Origin of the sequence: Frondihabitans sp. VKM Ac-2883 (genome assembly GCF_015350875.1) — a bacterium.
Taxonomy (GTDB): domain Bacteria; phylum Actinomycetota; class Actinomycetes; order Actinomycetales; family Microbacteriaceae; genus Frondihabitans.
This window is the reverse complement of record NZ_JADKSF010000001.1, coordinates 232483-252322: the sequence shown is the minus strand read 5'-3', so window position 1 is coordinate 252322 and position 19840 is coordinate 232483. Positions and strand designations below refer to the sequence as shown.

General features: G+C 69.3%; 24 protein-coding genes. 11 read left to right on the top strand and 13 right to left on the bottom strand.

Annotated features, from left to right (window positions below):
• Positions 1 to 57: 57 nt before the first annotated feature.
• From ITJ49_RS01345 to glp, 4 genes are read right to left on the bottom strand one after another with little or no spacing between them, the layout of a single operon-like run.
• Positions 58 to 510: a molybdenum cofactor biosynthesis protein MoaE gene (locus ITJ49_RS01345; protein ID WP_194600536.1), complete on the bottom strand. Its 453-nt coding sequence runs from the start codon at positions 508 to 510 to the stop codon at positions 58 to 60.
• Positions 503 to 1018, bottom strand: coding sequence for a molybdenum cofactor biosynthesis protein B (locus tag ITJ49_RS01340; protein WP_194600533.1), 516 nt, complete (start codon positions 1016 to 1018; stop codon positions 503 to 505). Before ITJ49_RS01340 ends, ITJ49_RS01345 begins: the two co-directional genes overlap by 8 nt.
• Entirely contained in the window at positions 1015 to 1506 is a 492-nt protein-coding gene (moaC, locus tag ITJ49_RS01335; protein ID WP_194600530.1) for a cyclic pyranopterin monophosphate synthase MoaC, read from the bottom strand. Before moaC ends, ITJ49_RS01340 begins: the two co-directional genes overlap by 4 nt.
• Positions 1499 to 2782 (bottom strand): gephyrin-like molybdotransferase Glp, encoded by a 1284-nt coding sequence (glp, locus tag ITJ49_RS01330; protein ID WP_370544322.1) that lies wholly within the window; start codon positions 2780 to 2782, stop codon positions 1499 to 1501. The genes moaC and glp overlap by 8 nt, the downstream gene beginning before the upstream one ends.
• Positions 2783 to 2833: 51 nt before the next feature.
• On the opposite strand from glp, the gene ITJ49_RS01325 reads away from it, so the two are divergent.
• A complete protein-coding gene (locus ITJ49_RS01325; protein WP_194600524.1) occupies positions 2834 to 3730 on the top strand; it encodes an MTAP family purine nucleoside phosphorylase in 897 nt (298 codons plus the stop codon).
• Complete coding sequence (locus ITJ49_RS01320) at positions 3727 to 4803, top strand: NAD(P)-dependent oxidoreductase (protein WP_194600521.1); 1077 nt, start codon at positions 3727 to 3729, stop codon at positions 4801 to 4803. The genes ITJ49_RS01325 and ITJ49_RS01320 overlap by 4 nt, the downstream gene beginning before the upstream one ends.
• 66 nt (positions 4804 to 4869) lie before the next feature.
• Here the strand turns inward: ITJ49_RS01320 and ITJ49_RS01315 are convergent, their stop codons facing one another.
• Complete coding sequence (locus ITJ49_RS01315; RefSeq protein ID WP_194600519.1) at positions 4870 to 6012, bottom strand: HAMP domain-containing sensor histidine kinase; 1143 nt, start codon at positions 6010 to 6012, stop codon at positions 4870 to 4872.
• Positions 6009 to 6767, bottom strand: a complete 759-nt coding sequence (locus ITJ49_RS01310) for a response regulator transcription factor (RefSeq protein WP_194600516.1) — start codon at positions 6765 to 6767, stop codon at positions 6009 to 6011. The genes ITJ49_RS01315 and ITJ49_RS01310 overlap by 4 nt, the downstream gene beginning before the upstream one ends.
• A gap of 110 nt (positions 6768 to 6877) precedes the next feature.
• Between ITJ49_RS01310 and ITJ49_RS01305 the strand changes: the two genes are divergently transcribed.
• Genes ITJ49_RS01305 through ITJ49_RS01295 form a run of 3 tightly spaced genes read left to right on the top strand, consistent with a single transcriptional unit; the run spans position 6878 to position 8882 of the window.
• Positions 6878 to 7546, top strand: a complete 669-nt coding sequence (locus tag ITJ49_RS01305; RefSeq protein ID WP_194600514.1) for a glycosyltransferase family 2 protein — start codon at positions 6878 to 6880, stop codon at positions 7544 to 7546.
• A complete protein-coding gene (locus ITJ49_RS01300) occupies positions 7543 to 8172 on the top strand; it encodes a DUF2064 domain-containing protein (protein WP_194600512.1) in 630 nt (209 codons plus the stop codon). Before ITJ49_RS01305 ends, ITJ49_RS01300 begins: the two co-directional genes overlap by 4 nt.
• Entirely contained in the window at positions 8169 to 8882 is a 714-nt protein-coding gene (locus ITJ49_RS01295; RefSeq protein WP_194600510.1) for a bifunctional 2-polyprenyl-6-hydroxyphenol methylase/3-demethylubiquinol 3-O-methyltransferase UbiG, read from the top strand. The genes ITJ49_RS01300 and ITJ49_RS01295 overlap by 4 nt, the downstream gene beginning before the upstream one ends.
• Positions 8883 to 9011: 129 nt before the next feature.
• Here ITJ49_RS01295 and ITJ49_RS01290 read toward each other — a convergent pair whose 3' ends face one another.
• Together ITJ49_RS01290 and ITJ49_RS01285 are read right to left on the bottom strand one after the other, a co-directional pair.
• Complete coding sequence (locus tag ITJ49_RS01290) at positions 9012 to 9446, bottom strand: hypothetical protein (RefSeq protein ID WP_194600508.1); 435 nt, start codon at positions 9444 to 9446, stop codon at positions 9012 to 9014.
• Complete coding sequence (locus ITJ49_RS01285) at positions 9443 to 10798, bottom strand: molybdopterin-dependent oxidoreductase (RefSeq protein WP_194600506.1); 1356 nt, start codon at positions 10796 to 10798, stop codon at positions 9443 to 9445. Before ITJ49_RS01285 ends, ITJ49_RS01290 begins: the two co-directional genes overlap by 4 nt.
• A 119-nt stretch (positions 10799 to 10917) precedes the next feature.
• On the opposite strand from ITJ49_RS01285, the gene ITJ49_RS01280 reads away from it, so the two are divergent.
• Entirely contained in the window at positions 10918 to 12369 is a 1452-nt protein-coding gene (locus ITJ49_RS01280) for a glycosyltransferase 87 family protein (protein ID WP_194600504.1), read from the top strand.
• A 9-nt stretch (positions 12370 to 12378) separates the two neighbouring features.
• Positions 12379 to 12777 (top strand): molybdopterin-binding protein, encoded by a 399-nt coding sequence (locus ITJ49_RS01275; RefSeq protein WP_194600502.1) that lies wholly within the window; start codon positions 12379 to 12381, stop codon positions 12775 to 12777.
• A gap of 240 nt (positions 12778 to 13017) precedes the next feature.
• Here the strand turns inward: ITJ49_RS01275 and ITJ49_RS01270 are convergent, their stop codons facing one another.
• The 5 genes from ITJ49_RS01270 to ITJ49_RS01255 are packed head-to-tail and all read right to left on the bottom strand — an operon-like array spanning position 13018 to position 16527.
• Complete coding sequence (locus tag ITJ49_RS01270; protein WP_194600500.1) at positions 13018 to 14271, bottom strand: ABC transporter permease; 1254 nt, start codon at positions 14269 to 14271, stop codon at positions 13018 to 13020.
• Complete coding sequence (locus tag ITJ49_RS18000; RefSeq protein ID WP_370544321.1) at positions 14268 to 14513, bottom strand: hypothetical protein; 246 nt, start codon at positions 14511 to 14513, stop codon at positions 14268 to 14270. Before ITJ49_RS18000 ends, ITJ49_RS01270 begins: the two co-directional genes overlap by 4 nt.
• 3 nt (positions 14514 to 14516) lie before the next feature.
• Entirely contained in the window at positions 14517 to 14960 is a 444-nt protein-coding gene (locus ITJ49_RS17995; RefSeq protein WP_370544320.1) for an ABC transporter ATP-binding protein, read from the bottom strand.
• A complete protein-coding gene (locus ITJ49_RS01260) occupies positions 14957 to 16009 on the bottom strand; it encodes a peptidoglycan-binding protein (RefSeq protein WP_194600497.1) in 1053 nt (350 codons plus the stop codon). The genes ITJ49_RS17995 and ITJ49_RS01260 overlap by 4 nt, the downstream gene beginning before the upstream one ends.
• The gene (locus tag ITJ49_RS01255) at positions 16009 to 16527 is read right to left on the bottom strand and encodes a hypothetical protein (protein ID WP_194600495.1); all 519 of its coding nucleotides are present in this window, start codon (positions 16525 to 16527) and stop codon (positions 16009 to 16011) included. Before ITJ49_RS01255 ends, ITJ49_RS01260 begins: the two co-directional genes overlap by 1 nt.
• A gap of 156 nt (positions 16528 to 16683) precedes the next feature.
• Here ITJ49_RS01255 and ITJ49_RS01250 point away from each other — a divergent pair, with 156 nt between their 5' ends.
• Genes ITJ49_RS01250 through ITJ49_RS01235 form a run of 4 tightly spaced genes read left to right on the top strand, consistent with a single transcriptional unit; the run spans position 16684 to position 19800 of the window.
• Positions 16684 to 17337: a response regulator transcription factor gene (locus ITJ49_RS01250; protein WP_194600493.1), complete on the top strand. Its 654-nt coding sequence runs from the start codon at positions 16684 to 16686 to the stop codon at positions 17335 to 17337.
• Entirely contained in the window at positions 17334 to 18431 is a 1098-nt protein-coding gene (locus tag ITJ49_RS01245) for an ATP-binding protein (RefSeq protein WP_194600491.1), read from the top strand. Before ITJ49_RS01250 ends, ITJ49_RS01245 begins: the two co-directional genes overlap by 4 nt.
• 9 nt (positions 18432 to 18440) lie before the next feature.
• Positions 18441 to 19529, top strand: coding sequence for a GTP 3',8-cyclase MoaA (gene moaA / locus ITJ49_RS01240; RefSeq protein WP_194600489.1), 1089 nt, complete (start codon positions 18441 to 18443; stop codon positions 19527 to 19529).
• A 4-nt stretch (positions 19530 to 19533) separates the two neighbouring features.
• Positions 19534 to 19800 (top strand): MoaD/ThiS family protein, encoded by a 267-nt coding sequence (locus ITJ49_RS01235; protein WP_194600487.1) that lies wholly within the window; start codon positions 19534 to 19536, stop codon positions 19798 to 19800.
• Positions 19801 to 19840: the final 40 nt, after the last annotated feature.

Here is a 19840-nt window from a genome sequence, read left to right as displayed (position 1 = left end):
TTACGCCGGCCGTGAGGGTCTGGGCCGATCGCGAGCGTCTGGGCCGATCGCGCGGGTCTAGCCGAGCGACGCCACCCACTCGCTCGTGCCGTCGGTGAAGTCCTGTTTCTTCCAGATCGGCACGCGGGCCTTGATCTCGTCGATCAGCAGCGCGCATGCGGCGAACGCCTCGGCCCGGTGCGCGCTCGAGACCGCGGCCGCGAGCGCGACGTCGCCGATGCCGAGCGGCCCGGTGCGGTGCTCAACCGCGATAGCCACTTCGGGATGAGCCCGCGCGATGTCGGCCGCCACCCCCGCGAGCACGTCGCTCGCGCTGGGGTGCGCCTCGTATTCGAGAGCGGCGACCCCGCGGCCGTCGTCGTGGTCGCGGACGACGCCCTCGAACGTGACGACAGCACCGGCTGTCGCCTCGTGCACGAGCGCCGAACAGGCCGCCACGCTGAGCGGATCGGCGGTCACCCGGGCGAGGAGCACGCGGGGCTCCAGGATCCGGCGCACGTCGTCATCCATGCCCGCCACCGCCGAGCTGGTCGAGGAGGTGGTCGAGCACGCCGCCGAGAACGTCGAGGCCATCGCGCACTCCCCCGGGCGATCCGGGGAGGTTGACGACGAGAGTGCGGCCGGCGATTCCGACGAGCCCCCGCGAGAGGAGTGCAGTGGGAGTGTGCGCGACACCCCGGCGCCGGAGCTCTTCTTCGAGCCCGAGGAGGCGCTTGTCGAGCAGCGGCGCAGTCATCTCGGGGGTGGCATCGGTAGGAGTCACACCCGTGCCGCCCGTCGTGATGATGACCGAGACGGGCTGGGCGATGCCGCCGATGAGGGCCTGGCCGACCGGCTCGCCGTCGGCGACGACCGCGGGGTCGTCGAGAGTGAAGGAGCGCTCGCGGAGCCAGGCGGCGATGACCGGGCCGGTGCGATCCTCGGCTTCGCCGCGGGAAGCGCGCGTCGAGGCGACAATGACGAGGGCCGTCCGTGGCACGACGACCGGAGCGGAAGCAGCAGAGAGTGGGTCGGTCATTGCGCACCCTGCGAGTCGCGAGCCCAGTCGCCGCTCTTGCCGCCGGACTTCTCGAGCACCTGGATCGCCTCGATCACGGCGAACTTGTCGACCGCCTTGATCATGTCGTACAGGGTCAGGGCGGCGACGGAGGCGGCGGTCAGCGCCTCCATCTCGACACCGGTCACGCCTCGCGTCGACACGGTCGCGAGAATGCGCACCGACTCGTCGCCCGGTTCGAAGTCGATCGTGACGGAGCCGATCGGGAGCGGATGGCAGAGCGGGATGAGGCTCGACGTCTGCTTGGCCGCCATGATTCCGGCGACGCGGGCCGTGCCGAGCGCCTCGCCCTTCGGCAGGGAGCCGTCAGCGATCATCGCGACGACGTCGGATCGCGTGCGAAGCACGGCCTGTGCCGTCGCCACACGCTTGGTCTCGGCCTTCTCGGTCACGTCGACCATGTGGGCGCTGCCGTCGGCGCGCACGTGCGACAACCCTGAATCACTCATCGAGGGCCCACACTACGACCTCGTCGCCCGGCTCGACCCGTGAGACGCCGAACGGGATGTGCGCGAGCACGGTGGCCTGCGCATAGTGGTGCAGCAGGTGCGAGCTCGGGCCGCCGACGAAGTGAACCCGGCCGTCGGCGTCGAGCCTGGCGCGACGGATCTGGTGCTTGCCGGGCGGCGAGTCGGCGGCCTCGGCGAGAGGCGCCCGACGATCGCGATCAGCGAAGGCGGCGTGCGCTGCGCGGGCGAGCGGCTCGTGGAGAAATGCCTCGAAAGAGACGAGCGCGCTGACGGGATTGCCCGGAAAGCACACGATCGGTAGAGAGCCGTGCTCGGTGTCGACCGCGCCCCAACCCTGCGGCCCGCCCGGCTGCATCGCCACCGAGCCAAATTCGACGCCGCAATCGTGAAGCGCCTCGCGGACGACCTCGTAGGCGCCAGCGCTGACACCGCCGGTCGTCACGACGAGGTCGATGGCGGCACCGTCGGCGGTCGTGGGGTCGGCCCCGCCGAGGCCCCGGATGAACGCGAGGAAGGCATCGACGTCGTCGGTCGCCTGGTAGGTGGACACGTGCACCCCGAGGGAGGCGATCGCCGACCCCAGAGCGGCCGTGTTGGCGTCGTGGATCTTCGCCGCGCCAAGGTTGCCCGGGCCCATCGCCAGCTCGGCCCCCGTCGAGACGAGCATCACGCGAAGCGGGGCGATCACCTCGACCGTCTCGACACCCGACGACGCGAGCACACCCCAGTGCGCCGGTCGCAGAACCGTGCCGCGCTCCAGCAGAACAGACCCGCCCGGCAGATCGGAGCCGCGAGACCGGACGAACTGGCCGGCGGGGACCGACCCCGGCAGAGTCACGGAGGCCGGGCCCGCCACCTCGTCGAGAAACCGCGGCGGATCAGCGAGCTCGATCTGGACGACGGCGTCGGCGCCGTCGGGAATCGCGGCGCCGGTCATGATGGGGGCGGCCGTACCGGCAAGAAGCGGTGGCGGAGCGACGCCGGCCGGGATCCTTCGCCCGACGGTCAGCGCCCGTGGCCCCGCGGTGAGGTCGGACGAGCGCACCGCATAGCCGTCCATCTGGGAGTTGTCGAACGGCGGCAGATCGAGCGGCGCGATCACGTCGTGCACGAGCTCGCGCCCGCGAGACGCCGGGCCGAGCGACAAGGACCCGGAGGCAGCCGCCGCGACAGGCAGAATCTCGGTGCCCCGCGACGCCAGAGCCGCCTCGACCAGCTCGGAGATCGCTCGCTGATGCTCTTCGATCGTGCGCACTCGCACCTCGCTTTCACTCTCGGACGGGGCTGTCCCAGTAGTCTCGCATTCATGTCGCAGGCACCTCGGGAGTTGTCCACAGGCGCGCTTCCCCGCGTCGACGTCGCCGTGATCGGCGGCTCCGGTCTCTATTCGCTGTTCCCGCGCGGGGCATCCGACGAGGTCATCGTCGACACCCCGTACGGCCCCACGTCGAGCCCCGTCTCGATCGGCGAGCTCGGCGGCAAACGCGTCGCGTTCCTCACCCGGCACGGCGGCGACCACTCGGTGCCGCCGCACCAGATCGGGTATCGCGCGAACATCTGGGCCCTCGCGGCCCTCGGCGCCAAGGCGATTGTGTCGTCGTCGGCCGTCGGCGGCGTGCACCCCGACTACCCGCCGGGAACGATGGTCATCACCGACCAGTTCATCGACCGCACTTGGGGCCGTGCCGACACCTTCTACGACCAGGGCTCGGTGCAGCACCTGTCGGCCGCCGACCCGTTCGACCCGACCCTGCGCGATCTCGCGGTCGACGCGCTCGCGAAAGAACTCGGATCCTTCGCCCCGTCCGGCACCTGCGTCGTGATCCAGGGCCCGCGGTTCTCGACCCGTGCCGAGTCGCTCTGGTGGCGGCAGGCCGGGGCCCACACCGTCAACATGACGATGGTGCCCGAGGTGCCTCTCGCCGGCGAGCTCAACATCGGCACCGTCAACCTCTCGTTCGTCACCGACGCCGACGCGGGGCTGGCCCCGAGCGACGACGACGCCGAGGCGGACGTCGAGACGGTCAGCCACGGACTCGTGATGGCCCGCCTGGCCGAGGCGCAGCCGCTCATCGTCGCGGCGATCGAGCGCATCGTCGCGTCCATCCCGAGCGACTTCACGCCTCGCCAGCTCATCCCCGCCGAGGCCGTCGACGCGGTTCTCTCGCGTCCGGTCTCGGGCGATCCGAGGCTTCCCGAATGACCGAAGGATCCGCGCCCACCGCCCCTCTGCTCCTTGTCACCGGCGGTGCAGGGTTCATCGGCTCGGCCGTCGTCGATGCCGCCCTCGAGCGCGGCTGGCGGGTGCGGGTGCTCGACTCCCTGCGGCCGGATGTCCACGGCGGGCCAGCCCCGATCGACGCTCGGGTCGACTTCCGTCGCGACGACGTCCGCGACGTCACCGCCGTCGACGAAGCTCTGCTCGGCGTCGACGCGGTGTGCCACCAGGCCGCGAAGGTCGGTCTCGGCGTCGACTTCCAAGACGCCCCCGACTATGTCTCGTCGAACGACCTCGGCACCGCCGTGCTGCTCGCAGCCATGTCTCGCGCGGGCGTCGACCGTCTCGTGATCGCGTCGTCGATGGTGGTCTACGGCGAGGGCGCCTACCGCGGCCCCTCCGGCATCGTGCGCCCCGCGCCTCGCCGCATCGCCGACCTCGATGCCGGCATCTTCGATCCGCGCGACGACGCCGGCGATCTGCTCGCACCCGAGCTCATCGCCGAAGATGCCCCGCTCGATCCGCGCAACGTCTACGCCACGACGAAACTCACCCAGGAGCACCTCGCTACGGCGTGGGCCCGGAGCACCGGCGGTCGCGCCGCCGCCCTCCGCTACCACAACGTCTACGGCCCCGGCATGCCGCAGAACACCCCCTACGCCGGAGTCGCCTCGCTGTTCCGCTCGGCGCTCGAACGCGGCGAGGCCCCCCGCGTGTTCGAAGACGGAGCCCAGCGACGCGACTTCGTGCACGTGCGCGATATCGCCTCGGCGAACATCGCCGCCCTCGAGTGGACGCGAGACCAGGATCCGACGGCTTACCGGGCCTTCAACGTCGGCAGCGGGATAGTCCACACCATCGGAGAGATGGCTGCCGCTCTTGCCCTCCACGCGGGCGGGCCTTCGCCGATCGTGACCGGCGAGTACCGATCGGGCGACGTGCGCCACATCACTGCCTCGTCGGAACGCCTTCGCCGCGAGCTCGGGTGGGAGCCTTCGGTGTCGTTCGAGGAGGGCATGCGCGAGTTCGCAACCGCTTCCCTGCGCGCCAGCGTGTAGGGCACCACCTCGCCGTCCCGGAGCCGAGCGCAAGCGCCCGCTGTCGCCGCCGCCTTCTCACTTTGCTCACTCGACGAGCGAGGCGGGCACGAACACGTCGAACCGACAGCCGCCCTCGATGTTGCGGACGGTGACTCGGCCTCGATGCGCCGTGACGATCCCGTTGACGATCGCAAGCCCCAGGCCGGCCCCGCTGGTGGTCGTTCCCACGCCCTGCGTGCGTGCCGTATTCGCCTGCCAGCCGGGCTCGAAGACCCGCCCGAGGTCGGTCTCGTCGATCCCGCCCGCCGAGTCGCTCACTGAGAGCACGCCGAAGTCGCCGGTCGGGTCGGGCGTCGCCGAGAGCACGATCTCGGTGTTGGGGGCCGAGAGCCGGATGCTGTTCATGACGAGGTTCGCCACGGCGCGGGTGAGCTCGTCGGCGTCCGCCTCGAGCGATACGTCGCGCGCGTCCGAGACGACCAGCCGTACGCCTCGACCGGCCGCGACCGGCTCGAGTTCGGTCACGATGTCGCTCAGCAGCTCCGCCGACGACACCGTGCGCAGTGTGAGGCGGAGCGCCCCGGAGTGGATGGTCGAGAGCTGGAAGAGGTCGTCGATCATGCTTCCGAGACGCTCGACCTGCACCGCCATCTGACCGTGGTAGCGCGGTTCATCGACGACCACGCCGTCTTGGAGCGCCTCGGTCATGGCTCGAAGACCCGCCAGGGGCGTCCGCAGGTCGTGCGAGATCCACGCGACGAGTTCGCGCCTCGCTGCCTCGGCCCGGGCCTCCCGCTGACGCGATCGGCGGAGTCGCGCATCGGAGTCGGCGAGCTCACGAGCGAGGACGGCGAATTCATTAGCCGCCGGTGCGATGGGCGAGGCCGAGGCCTCTTCGCTTCCGACGGCCCGCACCTGTTGCAGGAGTGCCCGGCTGTTGCCGATCAGCGACCGGCCAAGAGCCGCCGCGAGACCGGTCGAGACGGTGCCCGCGACGACCGCCACCCAGAGGAAGACGGTGAAATCATGAGCCGAGAGGTACATCTGGTCGGCGGCGACGAACATGCCGGCGACAAGTGCGGCGATGGACGACACCGCGACGAAGATAATCTGGACCACGAGCGAGAGGCGTCGCAGGGGGCGGAGAACGAGCGCGGCGACGGAGCCGACCACGATCGCGGCACCCAGCGCCCAGCCGACGACGAGCAGGAACTCGCTCAGGCTCACGACCGCGCCGTTCCCGGGGTGAATCGGTAGCCCACGCCCCACACTGTGAGCAGGTTGGCCGGCGACGAAGGATCCTCCTCGATCTTCTCTCGGAGCCGCCGCACATGCACCGTGACCGTCGAGAGGTCGCCGAGCTCCCAGTCCCACACGGACCGGAGCAGCTCGTCGCGACGGAACACCCGATCGGGGTGTGTGATCAGATGGGCCAGGAGGTCGTACTCGCGTGCCGTCAGCGAGACGGGGCGCCCGTCGACCGCGATCTCGCGACGAGCGCGGTCGAGACGGAACCTGCCTGCCACGATCGTCGTCGGGGGCTCCTCCGGCGAGGAAGTGCGTCGGAGAACGGCTTCGACCCGGAGCATGAGCTCTCGGGGCGAGAACGGCTTGACGAGGTAGTCGTCCGCCCCAGCCTCGAGACCTGAGATTCGGTCGTGCTCCTGTCCCAGAGCGGTCAGCATGATGATGGGCACGTCGGTCAAGAGCCGGATTCGTCGGCAGGCCTCGAGTCCGTCGATTCCGGGCAGCATCCGGTCGAGCAGCACCAGATCGGGTGGCGTCTCGCGAACGGCCTCGACGGCAGCGAGCCCATCGACGGCGAGGCGACCCGCGTGCCCGTTCGAGACGAGATACGACACGACCACGTCGGCGATGACCGGATCGTCTTCGACGACGAGAACGCTTCGCTGAGTCGACGCCGGCGCCTGCGACGGAGACGAGGGCGGAAGGGCAGGCGAAGACACTGACGGGTACGGCATGTGTGATATTTTACCCTAAGGAGCCTGGATGTCGTACACACTCCTCATCCGTTCGACTCCTGTAATCCCTTGAACGGCCCAAGACCCGCGCCGCCCCGTACTCTCAGGGAATGCCGTTTTCTGCCGTCGACGTCGTCTTGCCCTGCCTCGACGAAGCTGCCGCCCTTCCCGGCGTCCTCTCACGGCTGCCCGAGGGTTACCGCGCGATCGTCGTCGACAACGGCTCGACCGACGGTTCAGCCGACGTGGCCCGAGCCCACGGGGCACTCGTCGTGACCGAACTCCGGCGCGGCTTCGGGTCGGCTGCCCACGCCGGCCTCCTCGCGGCAACGGCACCACTCGTCGCTTTCTGCGATGCCGACGGCTCGATGGATCCGGGCGATCTCCCTCGGCTCGCCGCCCCCGTGCTGGCGGGAGAATTCGAACTGACGCTCGGCCGCCGCCGCCCGACCACCCGCGGGGCCTGGCCTCTCCACGCGCGGTTCGCCAATCTCGTTCTCGCCCGCCTGATGCGGAAGGCCTCCGGTGTGGCCCTCCACGACCTCGGTCCCCTCCGAGTCGCCTCCCGAGAGGGGCTTCTGGCCCTCGACCTCCAGGATCGCCGAAGCGGCTACCCGCTCGAAATGGTGCTCCGCGCCTCCGAGGCGGGCTGGCGCATCCGCGAACTCGACATCGATTACTCCCCCCGGGTCGGGCGCAGCAAAGTCACCGGAACGGTGCGCGGAACGATTCGCGCAATCAAAGACATGTCGAAACTCCTCCGCCAGGCACGAGCATGACGACCCTGGTGGTGATCGCAAAGGAGTGTCTTCCCGGCAAGGTGAAGACCAGGCTGCACCCACCCCTGTCGCTCGAGCAGGCGGCGGAGGTGGCCGCTGCCAGCCTCGGTGACACCCTGCTCGCTACCGATTCGCTGCCGGCGAGCCGTCGGATCCTTCTCTTCGATGGCAACCGACCGCCGGTCGGCTCCGAACAGTTCGATGTGATCCCCCAGACGACCGGCCCCCTCGACGAGCGGATCGCTGCGCTCTTCGACCAGGTCACCGGGCCGACCGTGCTCATCGGCATGGACACCCCCCAGCTGGTGCGCGACGACCTCGCCCCCGCCTTCGACGGTGAGTGGCCGAGCGATGTCGACGCCTGGTACGGCGCCTCGACGGATGGCGGGTTCTGGGCCCTCGGCCTGCGCGACCCCGACGGCTCACTCGTGCGCGGCGTGCCCATGTCGCGAGACGACACCGGAGCGCACCAGCTCGCGCGCCTCGCGGCCGCCGGGCTCCGCGTGAGCCGACTCCGCACCCTCACCGACGTCGATCACATCGACGACGCGATCGCCGCAGCCGCAGCCGCTCCCGGCGGCCGATTCGCCGCCGTGCTGAACGACGCGCTCGGGAGCACCGAATGACCATCGCCGAACTGGGCCGCGAGGCCACCTTCGGTGCCGGCGGCGCCGAGCCCTACGCGCATGCGCTGCGCCGCGAAGGGCGTCTGACTCTCGTCCGCTCCGATTCGGGCGGCGAGAGTTCAGGATCCCACGGCGAAGGATCCACCGAACCGGGCTCGGGCGACTACGACCTCGGCCGCTGGATGGCAGCCGCTGACGATGTCGACCGTGCCCTGCTCGCGGCCGAGCGTGGCCCCGTGCTCGACATCGGCTGCGGGCCGGGTCGCATGGTCGAGGCCGGAATCGCGCTGGGTTTCGTGGCACTCGGCATCGACGTCTCTCCGGCCGCCGTCGCGGTCGCCAGGAACGCGGGTCTCCCCGTGTTGCGCCGGACGGTCTTCGAGCGCCTGCCCCGCGAACGTCACTGGGGTACGGCCCTCCTGCTCGATGGCAACATCGGAATCGGCGGCGACCCCGTGCGCTTGCTGAACCGCTGCCGCGAGTTGCTTTCTGCGACCGGCGCCGTCATCGTCGAGGCCTCCCCCCGCGACGAGGCCGATTCCGTCTTCTCGGCACACGTCGTCGACGATCACGGTCGCGCCTCCTCGGACTTCCCCTGGGCCGAGGTCGGCGCCGACGCCATGGCGCGCCATGCTGCCTCGGCCGGCCTGCGTGTCGACCAGGAGTGGCGTATCGACGGGCGCGTGTTCGCCCGGCTCGTTCGCGCGTAGGCGCCGCTGAAGCCGGCGCGAGTCCGGCCCGCAATCACCGACGCACCCCCTGATGGCCAAACACCCCCCGATTGCCAGGCCGATCGTGGCCAACAGGGGGTGCATCGCGGGCTGCGGCGGACGCAGGGGCTACGGACGCTCAGCCCGCCGGCGCACCACCCGCAGGTAGACCACGATGGCGAGCGCAGCCAGCACGGCGATAACCGCCCACAGGATCGCCAGCCGGTCGGCGTAGTCGAACGGCAGCACCGTGACGTTCTTCGGACCCTTGGCCTTGCGGATAATTTCGGGCACGACGACGAGGGTGAAGATCGAGCCGACGACGATGGCGCCCTGAATGATGCCGATGACGGCGGGCCGGACCCTGCGACCGCGTTTGCGCATCGCGAGGCTGATGGCGACGACAGCCGGCGAGATGATGCCGTCGTGGATGATCACGGCGCCGATCAGCCAGGTCACCAGGCCCCAGATGTTCTTGGGCTTGACCGTGTCGACCATGACGTAGGCGCCGAACAGGATCGCCGCCGCACCGAGGCCGAGAAGGATTCCGCGAGCGATCTTCACGACAGCACCTCCAGTCGGCTCAACCATTTGGTTTGAAGCACGCCGGGGCGGCCGGGAGCGATCATGCGCGCCGGATACCCGTGCTCGATGTCGAGCCGGGCGCCGTTGAGGTGGAGGGCGACCAGGGTGTTCTCATCGCGAACGTATTCGGCTCCCATGAGGGTCACCCGGTAGCCGCCCTTCTTCTCGAGGCTCGTGATGCGGAGGCTGTCGGAGTCGCTCGCGCCGACCAGCGCCACGATGTCGCGCAGTCGCGGGCCCCTCCAGTCGGCCATCTGGCTCCAGCCCTCGACGCAGGAGATCGGCAGCGCGGCGTCGTGCTGGGGCAGCGCCTGGAGGTCGGCGAGCGAGAACGTGCGAGACGAGGATCCGCGAACCACCGTGAGCTCCCACCCCGGGTCGGTGGCGGTCTCGAGCACCTGGGCGGCCGCCGCGGTGCGGTTGATCGGCAGATCGTTCGGGCCGAGGCCGTTCTTGCGCGGCGCGAAGGCGTTGATCGGTGAGAGCGGGGTGGCCGACTGGCCCGCGGTCAGAGCGACGAGGCCGGCCGTGGTGACGCCGACGGCGCCGAAGAACGCACGGCGAGAGGTCTTCGGGTCGATGGTGGGAGTGCGGTCGATCCACTCGAAGACGCGGCCGATGAGACCGGACGGGGCGCGAGCGGCGACGACCTCGCGGGTGACGTCTTCGGGCAGGACGATCCGCGGATCCTTGAGGTCGTCGGGGTCGACGCCCATCGTCGCCAGCTTCTCGCGCGCCACCCGCTGGGTCGTGGGCGGGACCTCGTCGACTCCGACGCTCTCGTCGACGAGGAAGCGGCCCTCGGCGTCGTAGCTGTCGCGCCCCCGCCAGTAGCGAGCGATGATCGGCAGTTTGACGCCGATGTGCACCGCCAGCGAACCGATGATCACGTACGAGAGCGCGTAGTGCACCTGCTTGAACGGGAACGGCCACGGGTAGTACTGGAAGGTGTTCAGCAGGCCGGTGAAGATCTGCACGAGCGACGCCGCGACGAACAGGGCGATCGACGCACGCTCGAGGATCTGCGCGGGAGACGAGATCGGCGGGTACTTGAAAAGCTGCGGAAACACCGCGTAGAGCTTGCCGAACAGGAGCGGGAAGCAGGCGATGCCGACGGTGATGTGGATGCCCTGAGTCCAGCGGTAGAGCGAGACGGGCTTCGTCGGGAACGACATCCAGGCCGCGGGCTCTTGGAGGAAGTGGCTGTAGAGGCCGGTACCCAGGCAGATGACGAAGGCCAGGCCGAGAAGTCGGCCCATGACCACGGCCGTCCGCGCATTGCGGTTCGGCGAGGTCATCGACCGTCGGAGTCCGTAGAGCAGTTCTCGCATACTGAATCTCACCATGATCGGAAGGAGCGGCGGCCCGTTTCAAGCGGATCGGCTCGAGATGTCACAGTCGCGTAAGGAGTTCGGACCGGAACCGGCTTCGGTTCGGGCAGAGTAGGAACGTGCGCACCCCTCTCGCCCTGCTCGGCTCGGCCGTCGTCGCCGCGACCATCGCCTGGGGCGTCGTGACGCTCGGCTTCTACAAACCCGGTGTCGGACACTCGTTCCAGATCTGGACCATCGTCTGCTGGCTGCTCTTCGTCGGTGCGGTCGTGCTTCTGCAACGGGTACCCGCGCGGGCCGCCACGGTCGTCGTGCTCATCGGATCGGCGCTCATCGGCGGCGCCGCCATCGCGGGGCCGCCGAACACGAGCACCGACTCGGCCCGATACGCGTGGGATGGCATCGTGCAGAACGCCGGCGTCTCGCCCTACGCCCATGCGCCCAACTCGGCTGCGACGGCCCAGCTGAAGCCGGAATGGCTGTTCCCGACGCCGACGACCGCGTCCGACGGCACCCAGCAGTGCACCGGCACCCGCATCATGACCACGCACGAGAAGGGGTCAGGAGACCTCCTGTGCACGGCGATCAACCGACCCCGGGTCTTCACCATCTACCCGGCGGCGGCGGAGCTCTACTTCGCCGCCGTGCGCGCGGTCGTGCCGGTCGAGGCCGAGTACTGGCCACTGCAGGCATCGGGGCTGCTCATCAGCCTGGCGATCACCGCGGGGCTCCTCGTGCTGCTGCGACGCCGCGGACTCGATCCGCGCTGGGCCGCGCTCTGGGGGTGGTGCCCCCTCGTCGCCTCCGAGGCGGTGACGAACTCGCACGTCGACCTTCTGGCCGCCGGGCTGTGCCTGCTCGCCACCGCGCTGGTGGCGACCGAGGGTCATTCCAGAATCCGCCGTTGGGGCGGTGGCGCGGCACTCGGAGCGGCGATCGCGGTCAAGCTGATTCCCGTGGTCGCGGCCCCTGCCCTGCTCCGCCGCAAGCCCCTTCCCGTGATCCTCGGGTCGATTGCGGTCTTCGCCCTCCTCTACGTGCCCTATGTCGTGTCGACGGGCCCCAAGGTGCTCGGCTACCTTCCGGGCTACCTTCAAGAAGAGGGCGTCAACGACGGGTCGAGGTTCGCGCTGGTCTACTTGCTGGTGCACGGCACGGCGACGACCGTGCTGGCAGTCGTCATCCTCGCCGTCGTGGCCGTCATCGCCTGGCGCACGTCCGACGTCCACACCGTCTGGCTCGGACAGCTGGTGATGATCGGCGCCTTCCTGTTCGTTCTGAGCCCCCGGTACCCCTGGTATGCACTCCTGCTGATCCCGTTCGTCGCCATGACGGGCCGGATCGAATGGCTGACGCTGGCGCTCGCGATTTCGATCCGGCAGTTCTGGCCCTTCGCCTACGTGCGGGCCTCGACACTCGGCGTGGCTCTCGCCGTGATCATCGCCGTCAGCATCTGGCGGTCCGGGCCGGGGTGGACGGGCAGGATCCGGGGTCGAGCGGCCTCGGAATGGCGCCTCCTCACCTGCCGGACGCCGCCGGTCGCCCGTGCCGAAACCCTGTCGGGCCTCTAGGATCCGGGCATGCCCCAGATCAGAATCAGCGAAGCCGCCCGGTACCTCGGGGTCTCTGACGACACCCTCCGGCGATGGATCGACAACGGCACCCTCGAGGCGTCGAAGAACGAGGCGGGTCGCACCGTCGTCGACGGCTTGGCTCTGGCCCAGCTGGCTCGGAAGAACTCGGTGCTGCCGGAGGATCCCTCCGACGTCGGCCGCTCCGCCCGCAACCGCTTCGTGGGCCTCGTGACCGACATCACGATGGACACCGTCATGGCCCAGGTCGAGCTGCAGTGCGGGCCGTTCCGCGTGGTGTCGCTGATGAGCTCAGAGGCGGTGCGCGAGCTCGGACTCGAGCTCGGATCGGCGGCTATCGCCATCGTCAAGGCCACGACGGTCCTCATCGAGACGCCGTCCCGCTGAGGCCCCGAAAGATTTTCTTGAACACTCCAAACCCTCTTCGGGAGCACTGCGAACTCCTTGGAGCGCCGTCCCTACAGCGGTGCTCACTCTCTGCCAGGCGAGAGACCCGCAGCCTGGCACGCACCACACCGGATCGGTGCGACGCCCGGAATCCCGCAGCGAACAACTCGCGTTGCAGTCTTCCGGGCGTTCGCCGTTCCCCGGGGCGCAGGCACCTGGGACAGCGGCGAGCGTGACCGGTCAAGCCGCCGCGAGAGCCGAAGTCGGGGGAACGGATGCGGCTCGGCAAGCGGGATAGATGCCCGACAGTCCCCCGATGGCGACGGTGGAGCCGACGCCGCCAGCGACCACCCAGATCGGAACGGTGGGAGGCCAGCCCTCGATGGCCGAGAACACCACCGTGACCGCTGATCCGAGTGCGACGCCGCAGGCCCCGCCGAGGAGGGCGAGCAAGAGCGACTCGATCAGGAACTGGTCGCGGATGTGTCGCCGGCGTGCTCCCAGGGCTCGACGGACACCGATCTCTGCGCGCCGCTCGAGGACGGTGATGACCATCGTGTTCGCGACTCCGATACCGCCCACGAGAAGCGCTACGAGACCGAGACCGAGGAGGAGGCCCGTGAACGAGGCCTCGGACGCCTGCTGTGCCTCGAGCGCGTCGGAAGGGCGCGAGACGGTGGCCCCGGCTTCGGCCCCGGGGTTGGCGGCTCGAGGAAGCACGGCGCGAACGGCGTCGAGATGGGCGGGGTCGGCCCGCGCGTAGACCTGCGTCGGCACTCCGTCGAAACCGAGGCGCGAGGCTGCCGCCTCGACGGGGACGAACACCGACGAGTCGAGGTCTTTTGCAAGCGTGAGCGGCTCGAGGATGCCGACGACGGTCCACCAGCTGCCTCCTATCCAGACCCGCTCGACTCCCGTGACTCGTTCGACGCCGAGAGCCGAGGCGGCGTGGCTGCCCAGCACGACTTCGGAAGGCGATCCGAGGGACTTCTCCGAGGGAGTGCTGTTCGTGCCCGACCGGTGCAGCCACGACCCCGAGAGGAAACCGCCACCGAGGATCCCGGGGACGTCGTCGAAACCGGCGCGGACGTCGAGCCCGCGGGTCTGGAGCTCGGGGATCTTGTCGTTGCGATAGACGTGGGCGCCGCGAACCACCCCCGTGCCCGCGCTCTCCAGCACCCCGGGCACTCGGCCGACCTGACCGACGGCGGAGGCCGGCAGCGGAATGGTCTCGCCCGAAAGGGACTTGCCCGGCGAGACAGCGAGGAGATTGGTGCCGAGTCGGTCGAGAACGCCTTGAAGCTGCGCTTGACTCGACGAGCCGATGCCGACCACGGACACCATGGCGGCGATTCCGATGGCGATGCCGAGAGCGGACAGGACCACCCGCGTCGGCCGAGTCCGGAGTCCGAAGAGGCCGAGTCGGACGAGGTCGCCGCCACTGACACCCGCACGTCGCCCTCTGACGACCTGGCTCGCGGGGCGGCGCCTCATCGAATCCCTCCGGGAGTCTCGCAGCCAAGAGCCGAGAGCCTGCCGTCGCGCATGCTCACGCTCCGAGGCAGCGACGCGGCCAGATCACGATCGTGCGTGATCATGACGACGGTGGTGCCATCGGTGTTCAGTCCCCGAAGAATGTCGAGCACGTTGGCTCCCGACACGCTGTCGAGGGCCCCGGTGGGCTCGTCCGCCAGGAGCACGCTCGGATTGCGGACCACGGCGCGGGCGATCGCCACTCGCTACTTCTCTCCGCCCGAGAGGAGAGGCGGGCGATGCGCGAGTCGGTGAGACAATCCCACGCGGTCGAGTGCTGTGGCGGCTCGTGCAAGCCGTTCAGCCCGGGGCACACCGCTGTAGAGGAGTCCGTCAGCGACGTTCTCAACGGCACTGGCCCCCGCGGAGAGGTGAAAGTGCTGGAACACGAAGCCGATGTGAACGGCGCGCAGCTCGGCGAGGTCGTCATCGGAGAGATGCTCGACGCTGTGGCCGGCAAGGGCGAGACTGCCCGAGGTGGGCCGATCCAGCGTGCCCATGATGTTAAGCATGGTCGATTTTCCGGAGCCGCTCGGCCCGACGATCGCGAGGATCTCGCCCGCTTCGACCGAGAGGTCGACCTCGTGCAGCACCTCGGTATCGCCGTAGGACTTCGAGATCTGCCGGAGGTCGATGACCGGCCCGTTCATGCGGGCGCCACGACCTTCGTTCCCTCGGTGATGCCGTTCCCGCTGATCTCGACCCGCCCCTGCGCGAAGAGACCGAGTTCGACATGCACCCGAACGGTTCCCTTCGGCGACTTCGTCTCGACCTCGTACGCGCCCTTCTCGTCGACGACAAGGGCGGCCACAGGGACGGAGAGCACGTGCTTCCTCGTCACCCCTGGAACACGCACGTCGACGGATCGCTCCCCGCCGGCGATCTTCGTCGCCGGCCCGGTGGGCGCCATCGTGACCTCGACGGTGGAGTCGCCCGGCGCATCACCCACACTCGAGTCGGCGTCGACCTGCGAGGTCTGCCCGACCACCGTGGCCTTCGCCGTCGAACCGTCGGGCAACCCGATCTCGACCTTGGCGCCGACGGCGAATGCGGATGCCTGTCGAGTGCTCACGGTGCTCGTCACGACCCGTCGCGTCGACGTGTAGTCGACGATCGGCCCCGAGGCCGAGGATCCCACGTGGGCGGTGACGGCCGCGATGCGCACGTCACCCGGCACGAAGGCGATCTGCTCGGCGCCGATGATGCCGTCGGCGACGTGGCCGTGCTCCTTCTGCCAGGCGCTGACAGCTCGAGCTGTCTCGCTGGTGAATTCGTCGGAATCGGGCACCGTGGCGTGGCCGAGGGCTCGGAGGCTGCTGTTGAGCTGACGCACGTCTCCCCCTTTCATTCCCCACGACATGGTGCGATAGACCGGCAGAGCACCGTGAAACGCCACCACGGGACGCTCGTCGACGGTGTACAGGGTGCCTCCCAGGCGGACGACTGACCCGAAAGCCGCGATCGATGTGACGACGCCGGACGCCGACGCCTCGAGGGGCTCCGGGCTCCCGTAGCCGAGGACCCCGGGGTAGAGGGTGCTGTCGACGAGGTCGCCCCGCGTGACGGCGACGGTGGACGTCGCGATGCGCGACTCCGCCACCGCCGGCTGCGGCACGGTCAGGGCCATGGCGCCGACACACGCGCCCCCGAGCACGAGGACTGCCGCGGCCCCCGCCATGCAGATGGTGCGTCGGCGCATCAGAGGCCCAGCGATTCGGTGTCGGGCGCGTGCATCTTCTCGCACTTGGGAAGCCACTCCTTGAACGCGGGGTTCTCCTGATCGACCTTGCTGAAGTCGACGGCGCCCACGTCGTTCGGCGCAGGAACACCGGTGACACCGTGTTCGTCCAGACAGGAGGTGACGGCCTCCGCCTGCTTCTTCCACTTCGCGATGTTCTCCGGCGTGGCCCGGTGTTCGTCATCGACCCCGCGATCCTCGGGCTTCCCCGCGCACTTCTGCGAAGCCGTGTCGAAGGTCGCCCGGTCGACCCCGGCCGGCAGGGAGGTGATGCCCTGTGAGAACTGCTGCGGACTGGGATCCTCGACCTGCACGCCGTTGTCACGCATGCAGGCCCCCCATTTCGCCGCCGCGGCGGTGACGTCGCCGACTCCGGATGACGGCTTGGGCGAGCCCCCGGACGAGCAGCCGGTAAGCGTCACGACCAGAGCGAGAGCTGCGGCGGAGCCGAGGGGGAAGGGACGGAGAACGGATGGCATTGGCGAGCCCTTTCGTGTCTAAGCATCTCGACCGAGGTGCTGAGACCAGGTCACCAGACGGCCTGTTTCGCGGACGTCTCTCCACGCGAAAGGTGTGCGAAACACTCCTCCCCGTAAGGTGCTGACAGATGTTCGCCCTGCAGAAAGAAGATTCGGATGCGACTGCTGGTCGTCGAAGACGAGGTCATGCTGGCCGACCTGGTGGCCCGAGGTCTCCGGGCCGAACACATCGCCGTCGATGTCGCGCACCGTGGCGACGAGGCCGATGAGCTCCTCAGCATCAACGACTACGACGTCGTCGTGCTCGACCGCGATCTCCCCGGGCTCCACGGCGATCAGGTCGCCCGGCGGATCTCCGAACGCGGCGACAGCACCAGGATCCTGATGCTCACGGCCGCGGGGACGCTCGGCGACAGGGTGGCCGGCCTCGATCTCGGCGCCGACGACTACCTGGCGAAGCCGTTCGAGTTTCCGGAGCTCGTCGCTCGGGTGAGGGCCCTGGGGCGACGCGCGTCGCCCGCTCTTCCCATCGTCCTCACGGCCGGCGACATCGCCCTCGATCCGGCCCGCCACCGCGCGACGCGAAGCGGTCGACCCCTGGATCTCACTCCCAAGGAGCTGATGCTGCTGCAGGTGCTGCTGGAAGCGAGGGGTGCCGTCGTGAGCGCTGAACTGCTGTTGGAGAAATGCTGGGATAGGAACGTCGATCCTTTCACCGGGGCAGTCCGGGTCGCGATCAGCAAGCTGCGCGGAAAACTGGGAGAGCCAACGGTCATCACCACCGTTCACGGAAAGGGGTATTCGCTGTGACTCCGCATCCGTCTGCCTCTCGACTCGGCCTCCGCGGGCGAACCGCCCTCGTGTTCGCCGCGGCGTTCCTGGTTCTCTCGGGAGTTGTCTTGGCGGTGATCAACATCCTGACGGGCATCGGAGTGAGCGCCAGATCGGGTGCATCGATCACCCTCGAGAGGGCGAGCGGCAGCATCGGCGAGATGACCGTGCACGTCGACGAGATCGCCCGCCAGCAGCTCCTCCTGTGGTCACTCGTCGGTCTCGTCTCGGCAACCCTTCTCGCAGCCGTGGTCGGATGGCTTGTCGCCGGTCGGATGCTGAAACCGATCCGAATGGTGACCGCGGCCGCAGGCCGAATCTCGGCAGAAGACCTCCACGAGCGGATCGCACACGACGGCCCCGACGACGAGCTGAAGAACCTGGCCGACACCTTCGACGGCCTCCTGGCGCGCCTGGAGGTGACGTTCGAGAGCCAGCGCCGGTTCGTGGCGAACGCCTCGCACGAACTCCGCACCCCACTGGCCATTCAGCGCACCGCCATCCAGGTCGGACTCGCCGATCCGACACCCGAGAACGTCGTCGCGACGGCCGAGCAGCTCCTGACGGCCAATCGACGCAGCGAACGCCTCCTGTCGGGCCTCCTCGCCCTGGCGAAAGGCCAGCGCGGGCTGAGCCGCACCGAGGAGGTCGACCTGGCGACCGTCGTCGCCGAGCAAGTCGACATGCGTCGAGAGCGGACCTCGGCGGACTCCACGACCCTTCGAGTCCGCCTTGACGAGACGAGAGTCACGGGCGATCCCGTTCTCCTCGGTCAGCTCGTCGGTAACCTCCTCGACAACGCCCTCGACTACACGCTCAGCCCCGGTGCCGTGCAGATCGATCTTGTCGACCGATTCCTTCGAATTCGGAACTCGGGGGCAGTGATTGACCCCCCTTCCGTCGAGAGCCTCTTCGAACCGTTCGTCCGGCTCGACCGCGACCGCGACAGCGCCGGCGCCCATGCGGGTCTCGGATTGTCCATTGTCCAGTCCATCTCCGAGGCCCACGGATTCACGGTGAAGGCGCAGGCACCGACCACTGGTGGCCTCGTCGTAGAGCTCGCACTGACATAGGGTCGAGGAATGAGCATTTCGCTGGGCATGCCCACCCTGCCGGGTCAGCAGGATCCTGCGCGCCCGGGTGCTGTCTCCCGCCCCGCGGGCGTGCCGGGCCTCCTCGACCGTTTCAACCGGGTCGCGACCGACCTGCGGGTGTCGTTGACGGACCGCTGCAACCTCCGCTGCACCTACTGCATGCCGGCCGAAGGCCTGCCCTGGCTCGATCGCGAGCAGGCGCTCTCCGCCGACGAGATCGTGCGGCTCGTGGGGATCGCCGTTCGCGACCTCGGAGTGCGCCAGGTGCGCTTCACCGGGGGCGAGCCGCTGCTGCGCGCCGACCTAATCGACATCGTCAGCCGCTGCGCTGCACTCGAGCCTCGACCCGAGATCTCGCTCACGACGAACGCGATCGGCCTCGCCTTCCGAGCTCAGGGCCTCGCCGACGCCGGGCTCGACCGGATCAACGTCTCGCTCGACTCCCTCCACGCCGAGACGTTCGCCGCACTGACCCGGCGCCCCTTCCTGCGGCAGGTGATCGCCGGAGTGGACGCGGCCGCCGCAGCCGGGCTCGGGCCCATCAAGATCAACGCGGTTCTGCTGCCGGGCGTCAACGACCACGAGGCTCCGGGGCTGCTGCGCTGGGCTCTCGAGCGCGGCCACGAACTCCGGTTCATCGAGCAGATGCCCCTCGACGCCGACCACACCTGGAGTCGCGACAGCATGGTCACCGCAGCCGACATGCGTCAGCTGGTGGACGCCGAATTCACCCTCACCGTCGCCAGGGAACCGCGCGACGGGGCGCCCGCCGAGCGCTTTATAGCGACCGCGCGCGACGGCTCCGGGCTCACCGGAACCGTCGGCATCATCGCCAGCGTGACCGAGGCGTTCTGCGACGACTGCCGTCGCACCCGGCTCACCGCCGAGGGCAGCGTGATGAGCTGCCTGTTCTCACACGAGGAGACCGACCTGCGAGCCTCGCTTCGCACCGGTGGCTCCGACGACGACATCGCCGACCTCTGGCGGGGCGCGATGTGGGCCAAGCCGAAGGGCCACGGCATCGACGACCCCTCGTTCGTGCAGTCCGACCGTTCGATGAGCGCGATCGGTGGCTGACGCGATGTCGACCACCGTCACCCTCCGCTTCTTCGCCGCCGCTCGGGCTGCCACCGGCCTCGACGAGCTCGCGTGCGTGTCGGCGGGCGAGCCGACCATCGGCGAGCTCGTCGATGGTGTGCTTCCGGCCAATGGCAAGGATCCCGACGAGCTCGCCCGAGTGCTCGGCCGGTGCGCCTTTCTCGTCGATGGCGTCTCGACGCAGGATCGGTCGCGAGTTGTACCAGCCGGTGCGGTCGTGGACGTCATGCCGCCCTTTGCCGGAGGCTGAAGACCAGAGGCTGGCACGGTGGGCTCTCCTGCAAATTTGA

Coding starts and splice junctions, on each gene's coding strand:
- ITJ49_RS01275 (WP_194600502.1), top strand. CDS start 12,379: ATGCCCCAGATCAGAATCAGCGAAGCCGCCCGGTACCTCGGGGTCTCT.
- ITJ49_RS01300 (WP_194600512.1), top strand. CDS start 7,543: ATGACGACCCTGGTGGTGATCGCAAAGGAGTGTCTTCCCGGCAAGGTG.
- ITJ49_RS01295 (WP_194600510.1), top strand. CDS start 8,169: ATGACCATCGCCGAACTGGGCCGCGAGGCCACCTTCGGTGCCGGCGGC.
- moaC (WP_194600530.1), bottom strand. CDS start 1,506: ATGAGTGATTCAGGGTTGTCGCACGTGCGCGCCGACGGCAGCGCCCAC.
- ITJ49_RS17995 (WP_370544320.1), bottom strand. CDS start 14,960: ATGAACGGGCCGGTCATCGACCTCCGGCAGATCTCGAAGTCCTACGGC.
- ITJ49_RS01305 (WP_194600514.1), top strand. CDS start 6,878: ATGCCGTTTTCTGCCGTCGACGTCGTCTTGCCCTGCCTCGACGAAGCT.
- ITJ49_RS01320 (WP_194600521.1), top strand. CDS start 3,727: ATGACCGAAGGATCCGCGCCCACCGCCCCTCTGCTCCTTGTCACCGGC.
- ITJ49_RS01250 (WP_194600493.1), top strand. CDS start 16,684: ATGCGACTGCTGGTCGTCGAAGACGAGGTCATGCTGGCCGACCTGGTG.
- ITJ49_RS01235 (WP_194600487.1), top strand. CDS start 19,534: ATGTCGACCACCGTCACCCTCCGCTTCTTCGCCGCCGCTCGGGCTGCC.
- ITJ49_RS01340 (WP_194600533.1), bottom strand. CDS start 1,018: ATGACCGACCCACTCTCTGCTGCTTCCGCTCCGGTCGTCGTGCCACGG.
- moaA (WP_194600489.1), top strand. CDS start 18,441: ATGAGCATTTCGCTGGGCATGCCCACCCTGCCGGGTCAGCAGGATCCT.
- ITJ49_RS01270 (WP_194600500.1), bottom strand. CDS start 14,271: ATGAGGCGCCGCCCCGCGAGCCAGGTCGTCAGAGGGCGACGTGCGGGT.
- ITJ49_RS01255 (WP_194600495.1), bottom strand. CDS start 16,527: ATGCCATCCGTTCTCCGTCCCTTCCCCCTCGGCTCCGCCGCAGCTCTC.
- ITJ49_RS01345 (WP_194600536.1), bottom strand. CDS start 510: ATGGATGACGACGTGCGCCGGATCCTGGAGCCCCGCGTGCTCCTCGCC.
- ITJ49_RS01310 (WP_194600516.1), bottom strand. CDS start 6,767: ATGCCGTACCCGTCAGTGTCTTCGCCTGCCCTTCCGCCCTCGTCTCCG.
- ITJ49_RS01325 (WP_194600524.1), top strand. CDS start 2,834: ATGTCGCAGGCACCTCGGGAGTTGTCCACAGGCGCGCTTCCCCGCGTC.
- ITJ49_RS01260 (WP_194600497.1), bottom strand. CDS start 16,009: ATGCGCCGACGCACCATCTGCATGGCGGGGGCCGCGGCAGTCCTCGTG.
- ITJ49_RS01285 (WP_194600506.1), bottom strand. CDS start 10,798: ATGCGAGAACTGCTCTACGGACTCCGACGGTCGATGACCTCGCCGAAC.